The 18,425-nt window shown below is 46.9% G+C and carries 18 protein-coding genes; 4 read left to right on the forward strand and 14 right to left on the reverse strand.

Annotation, left to right across the window (positions count from 1 at the left end):
• Positions 1-8: 8 nt before the first annotated feature.
• Genes ACETMN_RS19690 through ACETMN_RS19720 form a run of 7 tightly spaced genes read right to left on the reverse strand, consistent with a single transcriptional unit; the run spans position 9 to position 5,060 of the window.
• A complete protein-coding gene (locus tag ACETMN_RS19690; RefSeq protein WP_411734976.1) occupies positions 9-620 on the reverse strand; it encodes an SMI1/KNR4 family protein in 612 nt (203 codons plus the stop codon).
• Positions 620-1,063 (reverse strand): hypothetical protein, encoded by a 444-nt coding sequence (locus ACETMN_RS19695; protein ID WP_411734977.1) that lies wholly within the window; start codon positions 1,061-1,063, stop codon positions 620-622. Before ACETMN_RS19695 ends, ACETMN_RS19690 begins: the two co-directional genes overlap by 1 nt.
• Before the next feature lie 32 nt (positions 1,064-1,095).
• The gene (locus ACETMN_RS19700) at positions 1,096-2,397 is read right to left on the reverse strand and encodes a hypothetical protein (protein ID WP_411734978.1); all 1,302 of its coding nucleotides are present in this window, start codon (positions 2,395-2,397) and stop codon (positions 1,096-1,098) included.
• Positions 2,398-2,418: 21 nt separating this feature from the next.
• A complete protein-coding gene (locus ACETMN_RS19705; RefSeq protein WP_091017860.1) occupies positions 2,419-3,153 on the reverse strand; it encodes an SMI1/KNR4 family protein in 735 nt (244 codons plus the stop codon).
• A 43-nt stretch (positions 3,154-3,196) separates the two neighbouring features.
• Positions 3,197-3,754 (reverse strand): hypothetical protein, encoded by a 558-nt coding sequence (locus tag ACETMN_RS19710; protein ID WP_411734979.1) that lies wholly within the window; start codon positions 3,752-3,754, stop codon positions 3,197-3,199.
• Positions 3,754-4,404: a hypothetical protein gene (locus tag ACETMN_RS19715; protein WP_310336427.1), complete on the reverse strand. Its 651-nt coding sequence runs from the start codon at positions 4,402-4,404 to the stop codon at positions 3,754-3,756. Before ACETMN_RS19715 ends, ACETMN_RS19710 begins: the two co-directional genes overlap by 1 nt.
• A gap of 47 nt (positions 4,405-4,451) precedes the next feature.
• Complete coding sequence (locus ACETMN_RS19720; RefSeq protein ID WP_411734980.1) at positions 4,452-5,060, reverse strand: hypothetical protein; 609 nt, start codon at positions 5,058-5,060, stop codon at positions 4,452-4,454.
• Positions 5,061-5,340: 280 nt separating this feature from the next.
• Between ACETMN_RS19720 and ACETMN_RS19725 the strand changes: the two genes are divergently transcribed.
• The 3 genes from ACETMN_RS19725 (at position 5,341) to ACETMN_RS19735 (ending at position 7,689) form a co-directional block, all read left to right on the forward strand.
• Positions 5,341-6,330 (forward strand): multicopper oxidase domain-containing protein, encoded by a 990-nt coding sequence (locus tag ACETMN_RS19725; protein WP_105599321.1) that lies wholly within the window; start codon positions 5,341-5,343, stop codon positions 6,328-6,330.
• Between the two features lie 56 nt (positions 6,331-6,386).
• Entirely contained in the window at positions 6,387-7,073 is a 687-nt protein-coding gene (locus ACETMN_RS19730) for a Crp/Fnr family transcriptional regulator (RefSeq protein ID WP_181155469.1), read from the forward strand.
• Between the two features lie 190 nt (positions 7,074-7,263).
• Positions 7,264-7,689 carry a YlbF family regulator gene (locus tag ACETMN_RS19735; protein WP_091017871.1) on the forward strand — a complete coding sequence of 142 codons (426 nt, stop codon included), beginning with the start codon at positions 7,264-7,266 and terminating at the stop codon, positions 7,687-7,689.
• A gap of 101 nt (positions 7,690-7,790) precedes the next feature.
• Here the strand turns inward: ACETMN_RS19735 and ACETMN_RS19740 are convergent, their stop codons facing one another.
• Positions 7,791-8,513, reverse strand: a complete 723-nt coding sequence (locus ACETMN_RS19740; RefSeq protein WP_091017873.1) for a ZIP family metal transporter — start codon at positions 8,511-8,513, stop codon at positions 7,791-7,793.
• A 138-nt stretch (positions 8,514-8,651) separates the two neighbouring features.
• Positions 8,652-9,374, reverse strand: coding sequence for a YwiC-like family protein (locus ACETMN_RS19745; protein WP_411734981.1), 723 nt, complete (start codon positions 9,372-9,374; stop codon positions 8,652-8,654).
• A 71-nt stretch (positions 9,375-9,445) separates the two neighbouring features.
• Between ACETMN_RS19745 and ACETMN_RS19750 the strand changes: the two genes are divergently transcribed.
• Positions 9,446-10,147: a Crp/Fnr family transcriptional regulator gene (locus ACETMN_RS19750; RefSeq protein WP_091017875.1), complete on the forward strand. Its 702-nt coding sequence runs from the start codon at positions 9,446-9,448 to the stop codon at positions 10,145-10,147.
• A 122-nt stretch (positions 10,148-10,269) separates the two neighbouring features.
• Here the strand turns inward: ACETMN_RS19750 and ACETMN_RS19755 are convergent, their stop codons facing one another.
• Genes ACETMN_RS19755 through ACETMN_RS19775 form a run of 5 tightly spaced genes read right to left on the reverse strand, consistent with a single transcriptional unit; the run spans position 10,270 to position 18,392 of the window.
• Complete coding sequence (locus tag ACETMN_RS19755) at positions 10,270-11,781, reverse strand: MFS transporter (protein WP_105599323.1); 1,512 nt, start codon at positions 11,779-11,781, stop codon at positions 10,270-10,272.
• Complete coding sequence (gene narI / locus ACETMN_RS19760) at positions 11,782-12,507, reverse strand: respiratory nitrate reductase subunit gamma (RefSeq protein WP_341073384.1); 726 nt, start codon at positions 12,505-12,507, stop codon at positions 11,782-11,784.
• A complete protein-coding gene (gene narJ / locus ACETMN_RS19765) occupies positions 12,504-13,196 on the reverse strand; it encodes a nitrate reductase molybdenum cofactor assembly chaperone (RefSeq protein WP_210108561.1) in 693 nt (230 codons plus the stop codon). Before narJ ends, narI begins: the two co-directional genes overlap by 4 nt.
• Complete coding sequence (narH, locus tag ACETMN_RS19770) at positions 13,181-14,650, reverse strand: nitrate reductase subunit beta (RefSeq protein ID WP_411734982.1); 1,470 nt, start codon at positions 14,648-14,650, stop codon at positions 13,181-13,183. The genes narJ and narH overlap by 16 nt, the downstream gene beginning before the upstream one ends.
• Complete coding sequence (locus ACETMN_RS19775; protein WP_411734983.1) at positions 14,640-18,392, reverse strand: nitrate reductase subunit alpha; 3,753 nt, start codon at positions 18,390-18,392, stop codon at positions 14,640-14,642. The genes narH and ACETMN_RS19775 overlap by 11 nt, the downstream gene beginning before the upstream one ends.
• Between the last annotated feature and the right edge of the window lie 33 nt (positions 18,393-18,425).

The raw sequence follows: 18,425 nt of genomic DNA on the forward strand, positions 1-18,425 counted from the left end.
TTCAGGACTTAATACGTAATCTCATCCATTATCTTCAGATTTCGGTTCGACATACTGAGGAGATCCGTGAAGGTAGGCGTTAAATAATAGATAAAGTCCGGATCGTGCACGTACATAATAATCTGCCCATATGTCCCTTCCTCCGTTGGATCAAAATCGAGCATCAGATACAGTGAACCTCCCGCGATCGTTGCAAATGGAATCCATGGTTTGTGGAACAGGTACGGCTTAATCTCAGGGTCCAACTGGCTGATCTCTTCCGCAGAATAATACTCTTCCAGCTTCTCATCCACTTCACAGAAGTATTGTTTGGTCTCTCGAATCTCTTCCAATGACATCATATAAAATGGCGTACAACGCCCAGCCTCAGCATCACCCGGGTACAGCACATGCAACCCATAGCCACTACCATCTTTGCCTTGGTAAAAGGTACGAAAATCGCCAGGTAGCCTAATTCCATACTCCTTTTCGAATACATCGAGACTTTCTTCGGATGCCCCTTCCCGATGTTGATACTCTTCAAACAATTGGCGAATCTCTTGATCCTGTATTTTCTCATCCAACAAGCGATTCAGCTCGTCAATAAGTACGTTTAATGTTACATTCGACTCCGGTTTCACTAGACCTCCCCTTTCTTAGCTCCGCCATTCTCTTCTTGCACATATTGATGATATTCCCAAAACGCTTCTTCCTCTCCGCCACCTTCGATCAGGATCATGACTGCGTAAGATAACAAATTAAGACATTGTTCCATCAACACTACCTGCTCGTCCGAGATGAGATTGTTTCTGCGGAGCATGCCCTCGGGTTCAACGGCCCAGGCACGTGCCATATGAGTAATTCCCCAAAGACATGCCATGACTCCCCGATCCAGTGAAGGCTGTGCAAGTTCTGGTGCCAGAACACGTAATATCTTCATCAATTCATGAAAATTCTCCTCAATCAAATGTCCGCGAAATGGGCGCAGACTGCCAATAAAACCGTTCTCCATCTTGGGATGACTCAGATCATCATAGGAAAAAGCATGACATTTTAATAACATTACAGCCTCTTCACGTTCCATGCCTTCACCCCTAAACAGGTCATCATGCTACCTCACCAGCGCAGAGGTTCTTCTCCACGCCACAATACATACCTCTCCAACTCACGAAGACTGCCTGTACCGATCCCGTACTCGTCCATCTCGTTGGAATGAAGATCGAGCACATGCAACATACCGCCATAGGTACCTACTGCTAGCTTGGACTGCTCAGGGGATACAGCCAGAGAATAGATCGTACTGCCCACAAAATGACGCCATACTTCCTCACCCTCGCCATTCACACAATACAGGTAACCATATGCATCTCCAAGCACCATGCCCGCGTCTATTTCCACTGCCGCATAAACACGTGCATTCTCATCCATGACTGGCCAGTCTTCCTTCGTTTCGTTACCTTGTATATCTTCCAGTGGAACCTGTATCGTGACCCCATTATAGAAATGACATGCGTTAAACCAGACGCTCTGCTTAGCACTCATGAATGCGGCATAATGAGGGTAACTCGATTCTGGATAGAGGGAGTAAGTCTTGTTCACCTGACGGTCCATCACCATATGATTGCTCCCTTGGCTGCCATAGGCAATCCATCGGCCATCCCGAGATACAGCAGCATGTCCCATATCTATCTGTGTATCCTCTAGTTCGTACTCTTCAATCTCTGCCAGATCGGGATGAAGCAAGGTCACCTCAGCTTGTGTGACCAGATATATCCCGTATCGTGAATGTATAAGTAGTGCCCTGCCTTCATCCATAGGTATAAGTCCCTCTAGTGTACGTTCGGGATGCTCACAATCAGCAAGTGATTCAATTCGAGGTGAGGACGACTGTATCCGGGATTGAATATCTACCCAACGATATGTCGCTATCTCTTGTCCTTCCAACTTGCGATCTGGCTGACGAATGACACGAATCCCATCCGGTCCTGCAAGCGCATAGTCCAATCCGTCTGATGAGCAACCTGCAAAAGTATACGAAGAAATCAACTGCCATCCGTGCTGATCCATCGTATAGATCTGACCATTCTCTGTGAAGATACCCGTGTTACATACACACGTTTCTTCGTTCAGATAACCTACAACTTTGACCGCCTGCATGGAAGCCTGAAACGCCTCATTCAGCGGCCACGTTGCTGCGGGCAGCTCACGTCGGAGCACCTCCAAGTCACCGTGGAGATTGGCTTGTCTCACCATATGGAATACTTCAGTACTCATTCCGCTTCTGGAGTCTCCCTCCAACTCGGATTCATCCGGTTGCTCTCCCTGCATACTTCTCTGGACAAATGAATTGACATCCTTTGCATAACGCTTGCCTTCATTGCGCCATTGTTCCGCAATGTCTTCCTTTAACCAACTCATAGGTGTCCCTCCACTCTGCCCCTATTCATATGCCGTACAATAATGTGCCTGCAAGAACAAACTGATTTCGTTATCCGTTGCCTCCTCCGCACCATTCTTTTCTTCATAGAACAGGGCAACTTCTCTCCCAGCAGCATAGTTAAATCGTAAATATCCTCCCATCGACACCATGAACATCTTGCACATGTACTCATTCTCCAACACAGCGTCCCACTTAAATTCTGTTTTGCATGTATCGGCGAGTTCCTTCATGGAGCTTCCCTGTTCCGTGCCTGAAAAATGGTAAAATGTATGTTTCCGCAACTCATTCCACGGCTCAAAGTAAAGTGGCGTTATTGGATTATCCTGATGGTAATACCCACAATAGATCCGATCAAGCGTTTCGCCAAATTCAGTCTCCGAGCATGTCCATAAGGTGATATTCTCATCATGACGCGGTAGCCACAACAGTCCCTCAACTTCCGGATGAACAGCAAGGAAATCTCCATCTACAGAACTGCCGATGGAGATGCACTGCTCAAGTTGATGTTGACTTATAGGCGAATCATCCGTATGTATCCAAAAATCATATTCCACAAAAGGCTTCAACACTTCTGGGTCTGGCCTCTGCACATTCATCCATCCCGTATATGTTCCTTCCCCGTAGTGTTCAATCCAGGTGCGGTATGACAAAGGTAGCGAGATGGCGTGCTGTTGTTCAAAGTGATCCAGTTCCTCCGCTGGAACCGGCTTAAGTACACGGGATACAATATACATTTGTCGACATCTCCCATCTCAATTTGGTTCATTCGCTACAGATCTAAGCCAGTTCTTCCTGTACAATGTCAGTCCATACCCCTTTACGATTCAGAATACGAATGGCAAAGGCATCATATCCATCACGTTTGACCTGATCAAAATGCATGCGCTCTCCCGTAATCAGTTCATATGCACCATTTTCATCTACATCTTCGCCGAACTCTTCATCCCATGGCACATTGTAGTAGGCCTTCAATTCCACCTCAAAGATGTCCTCTCCTTCAACATCCAGATAAGGGCGAAGAGGTCTGTCACGTAGTGATTCTTCCGAATAGGTCTCACACAACATGGCATCATATCCGTGCTTGGCGGCATCAATGAGCAGATAACGTTCACCTGTGACGGTATGCTCCGCATATACAAGAAGCGGTGTCGAATCATGCCAGGTAATCAGATCATCTTCCATCAAGTCACCATAATAAAAAATATGGAATTTATCATGACCATCACTCGTTTGAAGTTTGCCTTTCCACTCCACTTCCTCGGAATTAATGTCGTTGTCCTTTCTTGTCAAACCTTCCAGATAAGCAGGTCCGTGTTGCACACCATACTCATTCATCATCTCGCCTCCGATTTGTTCATTCGAATAGTAACTACTTTGTGCTCCTCATCCACCGTCAGTTTCACATCGATGTTTAGCTTGTCACGGAATAGCGCCGTAATATTGATATAAGGATCCCGGGCAGCTTCACTACTACCGCCACTGTTACGGCTCATTCCCTGATGAATTATGGACTTCACCAATTCGTTATCCGCTTTGCCAGTGTTATCGTAGGAGTAAATCACCTGCCCATCCTGATCATACAGATTCAAGACCGTTGAAAAATCATTGGCGTTCTCATACTGTTTCTCGGTCTGTACGTAGTTGTGGTCCGTATGTTGATAGTTTATAGTACCAGCCAGATATGGATTGTCCCCACCGGGCTTCACTTCATACTCCCGATAAGCCAGATTAAACAGGTATTGGATATGACTCATATCGATCCGGTAATAAAACTGACGGTTATCCTCTTGTTTATCCATCGCTGCAAAACTGTTAATCAGCGGCCAGGCTGCATAGGACTTGCCATTCACATCAACAGCGAGAGCATAGTCAGATAGGACTGTCTGTTTTTGAAATATGCCATAAGTCTGTAAAATAAAATAAGCAGGAATCATCAACATACCCAGAATGATTGCAAAAATAGTTAATTTAAATCGTAGTTTCATGTTCTACTCTCCCTTGCAGCTTTAACGCTTCATCTTCGCTTTCAGTCTCATCCATTCTTGTGCTGAAGCTTCGACAGTGTACGAACAACCACATCCCTGTTCTTCGCATCCTTAATATAAGCCGGGATACTATGTGAAGCCGTTCTTATAGGCATATTTGCATGTTTTACACGCAGATCTGCGGAAACATAAGCGATGAGATAACTCAGGTGCTCCCGATTCACAGCCCATATTATTTTTCCTCTGAAATCATCCATAAAGTATAATTCCAAACCGAACACTGGATCTTTCCCTGCACGAATCTCGGAAAAACACCTTCCGTATATCGGCTTGGCATGTAATTCAACCTGATTAACAGAACCACAATGCGGACATTCCACATGCGTTGATCGGTGAGACGTCTTCTTCTCGTCTGTGATTTCCATGTTGAACCAGCGTTCACATACAGCACAATTCCCCTTGGCTTTATATTGATACACTGATTCTTCAAGAGCTTGAGCGTAACATACAAAACACTTCCATCCCAGTTGATTGTTCCGTTTTTCTATAGATGCGTGCCCACCGCATTGGGGACATTTCACATCAACCTGCTCGCCCCGACGAAGTACCGAATAGAAACTGTACTTATACGCACCTTCATCTTCGAAACGTTTCATTCCGTATCCACCCTTCCTTCTGTAACTAAGATATACACAGCCTGAAAATACGTAACATTTACCAATCCATCTCTCTAAAATTATATGTAACTCCGTTCCTCAGCACAAGAATGGAAGCAAGATTGTTGGAAATACCTCTAATACGACATACCCAAGTGTGTGCCCCGTCACACCAGCTCCTGCCTCAATAACGTAATCTATAACTACATAACTACTGAAATGAAAGAAAACCTGCTTTTTGGATTGTGAAAAACATCACTTGAGTAAAGGTTGTGCAACTATGTTCTCCTTACTGAATGTATATAAATGGTCACTCGTATTCGCCATATTCACAGCAACTCTCTCTCACTGTAGTTCCGCCGATACAGTTAAACCTGTTCACAACGATGAAGTCTCCTACTCTGCGGCCAGTCAACCTCCGGTGGACCCAATCATTCGCAGAGAAGGAACTACGGTATATATTGAAATGACGTCCCAGGTTACAGATGTCGAAATCTCCGAAGGTGTGATCTATAACGCTTGGACATTTAATGGTACCGTTCCCGGACCCGTCCTGCGAGTGACCGAGGGAGACACCTTGGTGTTCACGTTGAAAAATAAAGATTCCAGCCTGCCTCACTCCATGGATTTCCACGCTGTACATGCTGCTCCCAGCAGCAAATTTATTGATGTTATGCCAGGCGAGGAAGGCACGTTCACCTATCCCACCTCCTCACCCGGTGTATTCATGTATCACTGTGGAACCAAACCGGTTCTTGCCCATATCGCAAACGGGATGTACGGCATGATTATTGTGGAGCCCAAAGCTGGATACCCTTCTGATCACTTGATTGATCGTGAGTATACCCTTGTTCAGAGTGAATGGTACAAAGAGCATGATTATGAAGCTTTTTTGAACGGAGAACCGGATTATGTCGTATTTAACGGCAATGATTATGGATTAGTTAAACATCCCCTGTTAGCCAAAGTAGGAGATACGGTGCGGATCTATGTCAGTAATGCCGGACCCAATGAAGTCTCATCCTTCCATATTGTCGGTACCATTATGGACCGTGTGTATACCGATGGGAATCCACGCAACATCCAGTATGGAATACAGACGGTTATGCTTCCCGCAAGTGGTGGAGCTGTCGTAGAGTTCACCGTGACCGAAGAAGGCGATTATGCGATTGTAACCCACCAGTTCAACCATGTAGCCAAAGGCGCTGCCGCTGTTCTGCGTGTGACCAAGGATGGTACTGATCATGGTGGGCCCGCGATGTCTCACTGAGACATGACAATAGATAATGGCTATACCTATCCTGAACAATTCGAGGTGATTAAATGATGATCTGTACACACGAAGCGAAGGATGCCTGTTTCTCCAAAGTATCTCTGTTCCAGCATCTTGATCCAGCCGAAGCTGCATTGCTGACCTCCCTTCTGCATACCCGCAAATATAACAAAGGCGAAGTTGTCGTTCAGGAGGGCGAACGCTCAGATACGCTTTACGTGGTTCATCAGGGATGTGTAAAGTTATCCAAATACAATGAAAATGGCAAGGAACATATTATCCGGTTTCTGTTTCCCGGAGATTTCTTCGGACAAGATTCCCTGTTACACCAAAAACCACATGCCGCGAACGCCGAAGTTCTGGAGCCTTCGGCCATCTGCTCCATCAGCAAGCATGACTTTGACCAGTTAATGGAACATGATCCAAAGCTTGCTTATCATTTCCTGCTTGCCATTTCCAATCTTCTCCGTGAAACCGATGAATGGAACAGCTCGCTCAGTGCGATGACAACGGAACAGAAGATTGCCAAGTTGCTTTTGTATTTTCATACCCGAAATCATGCAAGGCATGAGATCCGTTTGCCTGTTTTCAAAAAAGATATGGCACTGTTGCTTGGCATCACCCCCGAAACACTTAGTCGTAAACTCGCCACGATGCAGACCCAGGGACTGCTTCAGGTTACAGGGAACTGCATCCTTATTCTTCAACTGGAGCAGCTTAGGGAAATGGTTCCGTTCTGAACTAAAGATTATTTGCACTAACACCACGAGGGCAGAATGACCTTCCCATCAATGTTAACGTGTGAATGATTAGTTCAGCTTATATAGCTTTGGGACAAGTATTATATTTCACATTGGATGTGAGTATCGTCACAGTGAAGCTTAGCGTTACAGTATACAGTTAAGAAAAGATTTACAGGAGGTTTATACGATGAATACGGTTGTTAAATTGGACAAACAGATCATTATGCACAAAATGCAGGAGCTATGTTCACTGCTATTACAAGATGAAGGCTACAAAGAGATGCGGGACATGATTGATCAGTTTGCAGCAGATGAGCAAGCCACAGCCCAGTATGAGCGTTTTATGGAAAAACACCAGGCACTGGAGGAGAAAGAACGACAGAACATTGAATTGCTTGCATCTGAAATCCAGGTGTATGAAGAGGAAGAACGTGCACTCTATGATCATCCCCTCATTCGTCGGTTTATCTATGCTCAGCGGGAATTCAGCCAGCTGCACCAGCAGATCAGTCACTACTTCACGAAATCCGTGGAATTGAACCGCCTGCCCGAAGCCAATGAACTAGGTAAGGAAGCTTGCGGGTGCGGAGGAAGCTGTTCCGGCAACCATTAATATCATCCTTTTGGTTAAATAATCAAAAAGAGTATCCGATCAGAAATCACTCTGTTCAGATACTCTTTTTATATAAAGTGATTGGAAGCTTGTTCTGTCCTCTATAGATCCAACAACAGCGATACGAGCAATCCCATGGATGCAATCAAACCCACAACAGGTCCGCCCTCTTCGAAAGCCTCCGGCATCATGGTAGAGCAAATCATAGCAATGATTCCGCCACCTGCAAATGCACCAATTGCTGCCCCCATCTCCTCTGGAAGCTGTTCCAGAAACAGATATCCACCCAAAGCCGCAAGCGCGGAGATCAATAGTACACTCAGCCACATTAATATAATTTTGCCACGACTGTACTTGCCCTGCAGTCCAACCGTACTGGAAAGACCTTCAGGAATGTTGCTGACAAAGATCGATACCACCAGCACCACACTGACACCGTTGCCAGCCAGCAAGCTGGCTCCAAGCATGATGGATTCCGGGATAGCGTCCATTACCGTGCCTGCAAAGATACCCAGGCCGCTTTGATTCGAGTCTCCTGACCTTCCCGAGCGTTTGCGCCCTGCCCCTCCCTTTGCAGAAACGAGCAAGTCAAACAGCGTATATACGACGGCACCCGCCGTAAATCCAATGGCTGTAGGGATAATCCCTCCATCATTCAGCGCATCTCCGAGTAGTTCAAAGGTAGCTGCCCCGATTAATGTACCTGTCCCAAAAGCCATAATCCAGCCAATGACTCGTTTGGGAATCTTCAGAAACAATGCTGCGAGTGCGCCTATGACAACCGCTGAGGCAGAGATGCCGCCCCACATGAATGCAGTCCACATCTGGGCCGACCCCTCTCAAGTTCAATTATGTTCTATCATTCCATTAACCTTGGCTGACGAATCAAAAACATTCCTGCGACGTTGTGACCTATATCACCTGCTGTGTTCAATAATCACGCTATGATGAAATGATGCGGATTACAACAGAATGGACCAGAGCAAGAACTGCACGGCTCCAATAATTTCGATAATTCCCACCTTCATAGGGCGCAGTGTTTTGCCTGCATATATGAAGGTGCGCCCAGCGGAATAGACATACGCCAAAGACATCCATGGATACCCGATCACCATCGGTATAATGATTAGAAGGATATGTACCAGGCGAGTTAGCATCAGCCAACGCTTATTCGTTCGCTCTCGAAAGACCGATTTCACAAAGAACGTACTTCCTGTAAAATGTAAGAAAGAAAACAGAACTACGATCGCCATGCCATAGTCCCAGTGCCCGCCTCCAATGAGATAGGCAGCTGCGCCTCCAAGAGAGAACATTAGCATGGCACACAAGTCATTGGTAAGCGAGCGTTCTACTTTGTTTCTCACATGCCAGATGTTCACAAGCAACAGTCCGCCCAGTACAGGGCCGAAGAATAACAGCGTGGACTCACCAAGAATGGGTGGAATAAGACAGATTAGAGCCACTGTACCGTAGATTGCAGCCCATTTGTACAGACGATGTTGATTGGCATTTCTTTTCAGGGACTGCAACAAGGGATACGCGGTTAGATATAGTCCAAGCCAGGCTACAAATAAGGGCACATGCAGCCAATGCGGTCCACTTGCAATCACACCTACCAGAAAAGGCACACTAACCATGGCCCAACCGCCATGTTCATGGGGGATAACGATTGTATTGGTTTTCACTTCACAGTTAACCTCCTAGGATTGAATGATGTCAAAGTTCAGAAATATGAAAACAGAGAGGAAAGATTCTCATGAGCAGGGTAAACAAAGATTCAGCAGCGGAGTTTCTACAACAGTTCCCCATCTTCCAGGACCTTAGCCCTGAGGAATTAAAGCAGGTCGAAGATATCGCCATATCTAGAAGCATTCACAAGAAAACGGTCATTTTTAGCGAAGGTAGTGAAAAAGAAGCTGTTTTTTTCATCCGTACGGGCATTGTAAAAGCTTACAAAACGGATGAGAACGGGCATGAACAGATTGTCTCTTTCCTCAAAACAGGAGATATGTTCCCGCACACCGGCTTTTTTAACGCACACCCCTATCCGGCTACCGCTGAAGCGATTACCCCTACTGAACTACTGGCCATACCTGTCCGATTGTTCGAACGATTAATGCTGGGCACTCCATCGATTGCGATCAAAATCATGCGTGTACTCGGAGACAAAATACGAGAATTACAGGATAAATTGCAAGTACTCTCTGGTCAGGATGTGCGCAACCGTGTGCTTTCTTTCCTCTTAATGCTTGCAGAGCAACACGGACAGACGGTCGGAGACCAGATTATCATCAACCTGCCCATGACACATCAGGAGTTCGCCAACTCCATCGGAACAACAAGGGAGACAGCAAACCGACTTCTAAACCAGCTTACGAAAGAGCACTTGCTCGAAGTGGATCGCAGCCGAATTATCATTCTTGATTTACAAGCATTGAAACAACAAAAGGATGCATGATCATCAAGCTCCACTAGGGTTACCCCAATTCCTTACACCAATCTCTGTGTGCAAAAAGAGACCTTAACGCCTGCAATCGATGTTAAGGTCTCTTGCTGTATGCACAATTACCGATACATGTATCAGGCGATTGTGAGCTCTGGCTTGCCCATGTCACTGAACATGCCCGCATAATATTTGACTTCGCCTGCTTCATTACGGATTGCCGTAATACTTAGCCATTCCTGATAGATGTCTCCATTTTTCTTCCGATTCCAGATCTCTCCTTGCCAATATCCTTTTTCACGTAATTCCAGCCATAATTGGTCATAGAAACGTTTATCCTGCTTACCGGATTTCAGCAGACTTGGCTTCTGTCCAACCGCCTCTTCAGCACTATAACCAGTGACCGCAGTAAAGGCCGGGTTCACGGATGTAATAACACTGTTCGTATCTGTGATCAGAATGGCTTCAATGGTACTCTCCAGAATGCTGGCAGATAACTGAAGCTTCTCCTGGTAGAACATCCAGATCACAAGTACAAGACTGACCAACGCAATCTGAGACAAAGCCATGAAACCAATGGCATAATGACCCGTCATGCTGTACAACAAAGTCAACATCAACGGAGGGAAGAATCCACCCAGTCCCCCCATAGCGGAGATCATTCCATTCGCTACACCTGGTTGTTTGACGAAATACATTGGCACTAATTTGAAAATGGTTCCGTTACCTGTCCCTGCGCATAATGCCACAGTCAGACATCCAATCGTATAGATATAGAATGATGGCGCGAAGGATAATACAATCGCTGCAATCGTTAATCCGCCGAACACAAACATTAATATTTTGAACGGATTAAATCGATCTCCAAGCCAGCCTCCAATAGGTCGCATGATGGTAGCAACGAGAATAAATCCCGCTGTACGAATACCTGCATCGACTTTGTCCATCTGGAAATGACTGACTAAGAAATTTGGCAAATATACCGTAAATGCCACGAACGAACCAAATGTCAGAAAATAGAACAAACAGAGCAACCATAGTTTATTGTTGCGTGATATGGCCTTCAGCTGCTGCATAAGCGGAACATTAACACGTGTTTCCTTTTTGTCTCCCAGAGCAAAATTCAGCGCTGCCATTCCTAGTAGTAAAATACTGTAGAGTAGAACCGTCGTAGACCACCCCATACGATCAGCGATCAGTGGGGCTCCAAATGCAGACAGTGCTGTCCCCAGGTTACCAATTCCGTAGATCCCGTTAACAAACCCATGTCGCTCTTTCGGATAGTATTTGGGCAGTGAAGTTACACCGACGGAGAAGACAGCTCCCCCAATACCGAGGAACAGTCCACCAATCACCAGATCACTGAACGATGTCGCACGGCTAATCCACCATACAGGAGCCAGCAACAGAACAAAGCTAATCATGAAAATATTACGTGCTCCATATCGATTCGTCCAATAACCAATTGGAATGCGGGCAATCGATCCGATCAATACAGGAATTGCTGTTGCCCATGCAAGCTGGGAAGATGTAAGCGCAATATCCTCTTTAATAAATGGCATCAGAGATGACAGGATAACCCATACCATGAAACCAAGAACCAGACTTGCGGTTTGCAAGGGCAGTTGAACCTTTCCTTTATGTTGCATTTACATCGCCCTTTCCTTTTTTTGTTCCTGATTCGGATACACAGCTCCATCTCTTCTGCGATACAACACATAACTGCGTTTCAGATAACCCAGTGGCATACTTAACATGTGAACCAGACGAGTAAATGGAAACACGCAGTACAGTACAAAGGTAAGCAGAATGTGTACTTTGAAATTCAGCGGTACCGTCTGCATCAGAACCGGATCAGGCTGGAATACGATCAGACCGCGCAACCATGGATTAATGGTTGTTCGATAGTCGAAACCTGTGTGATTTACCGCATTGGCCGAGGTCGCTAGTATTCCGGTGACAATGACAATGATCAACATGACAAGGGCCAGCCAGTCCCCGATGCTGCTTGTTGCCCGCACCCGGCGAACAACATAACGGCGAACCAGTAGAATGACTGCACCTGCAAATGCAATGATCCCCGCAGGCAGTCCTCCTGCGATAGCCATCAAGTGATATCCTTCATCACTGAGGCCGATCCAGCGATAGAACTCTACCGGAACAAGCAAACCGGCAATATGTCCACAGATTACGGCGAATATTCCGATGTGAAAGAGTAAGCTGCCCCATTTTAACATGCGTTTCTCCAACATCTCACTGGACTTGGACGTCCAACTGAAGGGATTCGTCACATATCTCCAGATCGTTGCCGTAATACAGAAAACAATGACCATATAGGGAAGAGCGCCCCATAACAACAGTTCCAGTGTACTCACCGATTCCCCCTCCTCATCTGAGCCGCGATCTGCATAAGATCTTCAGGTTGTTGGTTAACTGCTTCTTCTTGTTTGGGTACATCAGGAGCTGGGGGCTCAGGAATGACCTGTAACATCAGACTGAGCAATGGTCCATATGGGCTGTTCTGTCCGGTAATGCTCTCGGTCATCGTGACCAGAGCTTTATAGCAGCTGGAGAGCACACCCAAGGCATCTTCCTCAGGAGCCTCAGCCACAAATTCAAGCACCATAGGCAGATAATCCGGCAACTCACTTACTTCCATATAAAATCCTGCAGCTTCATATCTGCGTTTCAATTCAATCAGAGCCGGGCCCCGATCCCGCTCATCGCCATGAAGAGCATACGTGAGATAGAGGTTACACTTTTTATCAAAATCGAATGTACGAACATAGGCATCCTGCCACTCAATCGAGCTTACTGCCTGTGCTTCATCTACAAATGTCAGCAAGATCTGGTTCACCGTCTCATCGGAAATGGACTGTATAGCTTCCTTCACTCCCTGCAGCCCTTCTCTCCACACTGTATCGGGATATTGCAACAGATAGGAGATCAGTTTACAGACCATTCTTCTTGTATTCGTATCGTAAACCAGAGCCTGACCTGTTCCTTCATTGAGTTCGATCGTCATCGTTGTCGTTGTCTCCTCTCCCATCAGAATACTCCGCAAGAACCTGGCCCCCCTGCAAAATCAAGTCCGCAGCTGCCCTGTTCGCTGAAGAGATCTTCCACTTCCTCACGGTGAGCTGGCGGGATGACAAAACGGTCATTGTATTTCGCAATAGCGAGCAGTCGGTACATGTCCTCCACTTCCTGAGCATCCATGCCTACTCTTTCCAGTAATTCCGATTCACTGGTCTTGCCCGTCTGCTGGTTACGCATGTGAATGCGCATAACTGCCATTTTTCGCAGTACTTCACGGATTCGATCCGTATCTCCTGCCGTAAGCAGATTGGCCAAATATTCCACTGGAATACGCATGTTATCAATCGCCGGGAAAATATCATTGGCCTCCAGCGAACTTCCCTGTCCCTCTACCCGATTGGTAATCGGGCTAAGCGGTGGAATGTACCATACCATTGGCATGGTGCGGTATTCTGGGCGAAGCGGGAGCGCAATTTTCCAGTCAATAACCATTTTATAAATAGGGGACTGTTGCGCTGCAATAATCCAATCCTCTGGAATTCCGGCCTCGCGCGCTTCGCGAATCACCTCAGGGTCATTCGGATCAAGGAAAATATCCATCTGGGATTCATAGAGATCCTGATCATTTTCAACCGAAGCAGCGGCTTCAACACGGTCTGCATCATACAGCATCAGGCCGATATAACGGATACGTCCCACACAGGTTTCGGAACAGATCGTTGGTAGACCCGCTTCAATCCGTGGGAAACAAAGAGTACATTTCTCGGCTTTGTTTGTCTGCCAGTTGAAATAGACTTTTTTGTAAGGACAGCTCGACACACAGAATCTCCATGCGCGGCATGCATTTTGGTCGACCAGTACAATGCCGTCTTCTTCCCGTTTGTACATCGCTCCGGAAGGACAGGAGGATACACAGGCCGGGTTGAGACAGTGTTCACAGATCCGTGGCAGGTACATCATAAATACCTGTTCAAAATCCATTTTGATTGAGGCTTCGACACCCTTCATATTGGGATCTTCCATCCCCGTTACATGGGCACCTGCCAGATCGTCTTCCCAGTTCGGACCCCACTCCAGATTCATATATTCACCCGTAATCTGGGATTTCGGTCTTGCTACAGGCTGATGTTTTTTCTCCGGACTGTTCGTCAGTTTCTCATACTCGTATGTCCATGGCTCGTAATAATCATCAATGGTAGGCTGATCCGGATTATGGAAAATGTTAAGCAAGCGTCTTGCCCTTGTGCCGGACTTCAATTCCAGTTTGCCATTCTTCATCTCCCAGCCACCGCGATAACGCTCCTGGTCCTCCCATTGTTTTGGATAACCGACCCCTGGCTTGGTCTCCACATTGTTCCAGTACATATATTCTGCACCTGGACGATTAGTCCAGGTGTTTTTGCACGTCACACTACATGTATGGCACCCTATGCATTTGTCCAGATTCATGACCATACTGACTTGTGCTTTAATCTTCAAGCCAATCCACCTCCTGCAGTTTTCTTATGATGACATTGAGGTCACGCTGGTTACCTGTCGGGCCATAGTAGTTGAAGCCATAACTTAACTGGGCATAACCACCGATCATATGTGTTGGCTTCACATGAATACGTGTCGGACTGTTATGTGTACCCCCACGTGTCTGTGATATTTTGGTACCCGGAACGTTAATGTGACGGTCCTGAGCATGATACATGAATGCCATGCCGCGAGGAATACGGTGTGTTACTACGGCTCTGGCAACGACTACCCCGTTACGGTTGAAACATTCGATCCAGTCGTTGTCGACCAGTCCGGCTTCTTCTGCATCTTCGTAGTTCATCCAGATTGTTGGGCCACCTCGGAACAACGTCAGCATCGGCAGCGCATCATAGTACATACTGTGGATTGACCACTTGTTATGCGGTGTCAGGTAATTCAGGACAATTTCTTTGCCACCTTCGATCGGACGTTTGCTGTTCGGATGGAACGGCGTATGCTTCAACACAGGTTTAAATGTCGCTAATGTCTCTCCGAACTCACGGAGCATCGCATGATCAATATAGAACTGCTGTCTGCCGGTCAATGTACGCCATGGAATCAGGCGCTCCACATTGGTGGTGAATGGCGAATATCGGCGTCCGCCTTTTTCAGATCCGCTGAATGCAGGCGAGGTAATGACCGTTTTCGGTTTGGAAGTGATCTCGTCAAATGTAAAACATTCCTCAGACCGTTCCTCAGCCAAATCTTTCAGATGTAATGCCGTTTTCTGTTCCAGCGCTTCCCACGCACGTACGGCCATCTTGCCATTCGTTGTACTGGACAAGGTCAGAATGGCCTCCGCAACATTGCGGTCGGTGCTCAGATCCGGACATCCTTGTCCAACGCCATCTTTACGGTGCACGCCCAGAATACCCTTGAGTTTTTCATACTCTTCACTAGCAGACCAGGATATGCCTTTGGTACCGATTGGTTTATCCTTCACCACAGGTCCTAGACTGATCATTTTGTTATATACGGCAGCATAGTCACGTTCCACGACCTGAATATGTGGCATCGTTTTACCCGGGATTGCTTCACATTCTCCCGCACTCCAGTCTTTGATCTCTCCGTACGGTTGAGCAAGCTCATCCGGTGAATCATGCAAGAGCGGTGTAGCAATGATCTCCTTCTGCGGCCCATCGAATTGCTGCGCAGCCATCTCGGAGAATACACGTGCGATTTCCTTGAAGGTATCCCAGTCGGAACGGGATTCCCACTGCGCGGCTACCGCCGGATTGAATGGATGAACGAACGGATGCATATCCGTACTGCTCAGATCGCTTTTCTCATACCAGGTCGCTGCTGGCAGCACAATATCGGAATACATCGCTGTTCCTGCCATACGGAAATCCATATTGATCATCAGATCAAGCTTGCCTTCCGGTGCCTCATCCACCCACTCCACATGTTCTGGGCGCAATCCATGATCGTCATCGTTCAACAATCCGTTCGTAGCACCGAGTAGATGCTTGAGGAAATACTCATGTCCTTTGCCAGAACTTGAGATCAGATTTGCTCTCCAGACAAATAGCACACGTGGGAAGTTCGCCGGATCATCCGGTTGCTCGATCGAGAACTTCAGATTTTTGTTCTGTAACTCGGAAGCAACATAAGCACCAATCTCTTCCTTCGTCGTTGCTCCGGCCTGCAATGCATCCTGATGCAGATCAATCGAGTTGCGATTGAATTGTGGATAGGATGGAAGCCAGCCCATACGAGCAGCCATCACATTATAATCGGCTACATGCTGGAACCGGGGTTCACCTTCAAGCGCCGAAGTCAACTCTTCGACTTGGGTCTCCTCGTATCTCCATTGATCTGTTGCAAAGTAGAAGAAGGATGTTCCGTTCTGCAGACGTGCAGGTCCGGTCCAGTCACGAGCAAAGGCAATCGTTTGCCAGCCTTCAGCCGGACGCAATTTTTCTTGACCGACATAATGGGCCCAGCCTCCACCATTCACACCCTGACAGCCAGTCATCAGAATTAGGTTAATTATTGCGCGATAGATAACGTCGGAGTTGTACCAGTGATTAATACCTGCTCCCATGATGATCATGGACCGACCTTGGGTATCGATGGCATTCTGTGCAAACTCACGGGCAATCTGCGTAACCGTTTCTTGATCTACACCGGTAATTTTCTCTTGCCATGCAGGGGTAAACGGTTTTTCCTGCGGTTCATGCAAGATGTCGTCTCCACGGTTAATACGTACACTCAACTGTTCTCCATTAGTGACAACTTCTGTTGAATCCGCAGAGCGGGTCATTTCTCGTTCGACTCCGTACTTCGCAAGCACAAGATCATATACGGCTGTGACCATGATCCATCGATCCTCAAGCCATATTCGACGTACAGGAATCTGACGTTGCATGATATGTTTACCTTCGTCATCAAAGTAGGGCAGTTGAATGGTGACGAGGTCGTGGTGAACACCGAGCAAGGATAATCTTGGATTAATCGGCTCACCGTTCTCTACGTGTTCCATTTTGAGATTCCATGTGCCTTCTTCGCCCCAACGGAAGCCCAAACTTCCTTTTGGCATGGCATAGGTTCCACTGTTTTCATCATATACAAGCGTTTTCCAAGCCATATTATTGCCTGTGATGCCCAGATCTTCCCCAACGAGAAATCTGCCTGCTGTGTGTACGCCATCTTTTTCTTCTACAATCAGCAGATTTGGAAAATCAGTATACTGTTTGGCATATTGCATGAAATAGTCCGTAGGTTTTTCAATGTAAAACTCTTTTAGAATGACATGGCCCATAGCCATCGCCAGAGCGCCGTCCGTCCCTTGTTTTACCGACATCCACGTATCTGCGAATTTCACATACTCCGCATAGTCCGGGCTGATGGATACCACTTTTGTTCCCCGATAACGTGCTTCAGCCAGGAAGTGGGCATCCGGTGTCCGCGTCATTGGCAGATTCGAGCCCCATACCAGAATGTATCCCGAGTTGTACCAGTCACTGCTCTCCGGTACGTCCGTTTGATCACCCCAGATCTGAGGTGAAGCCGGTGGCAGATCCGCATACCAGTCGTAGAAACTGAGCAATGGTGATCCCATCAAGGATAAGAACCGTGATCCTGCTGCATAACTGACCATCGACATGGCAGGAATCGGTGAGAAACCAATAATTCGGTCGGGTCCGTATTCTTTGATCGTATGAATCAAAGAAGCTGCAATAATCTGTGTAACTTCTCCCCAAGACGCACGAACCAATCCACCTTTACCACGTACGGATTTATATCTTTTTACTTTTGCAGGATCATCCGCAATGCTGGACCACGCTTGGACCGGGTCACCATGTGTCTGAAGTGCATCACGCCACATATCCAGCAGCGCACCACGTACGTAGGGATGTTTGACACGCAGTGGACTGTACAAATACCATGAAAAGCTCGCTCCACGCGGGCATCCCCGTGGTTCAAATTCCGGCATATCCGGTCCAGTTGAAGGATAATCGGTTGCCTGCGTTTCCCAGGTCACAATGCCATCCTTTACATAGATCTGCCAGCTGCATGATCCGGTACAATTGACTCCGTGTGTGGAACGTACCACTTTGTCATGCTGCCAGCGGCGGCGATAGACATCTTCCCAGTCCCGATTAACCGGGGACATTTCACTCCAGCCCTCCGCACTTTTTTCACGTTTGGCAAAATATTTGAGTTTGCCCATCCAGGGCATGCTTTTGTTACTCATTGTTGTCCTCCCACAAATGTGACCTGTTAATGC

The organism is Paenibacillus sp. M2 (assembly GCF_046713495.1).
Lineage (GTDB): Bacteria > Bacillota > Bacilli > Paenibacillales > Paenibacillaceae > Paenibacillus > Paenibacillus amylolyticus_B.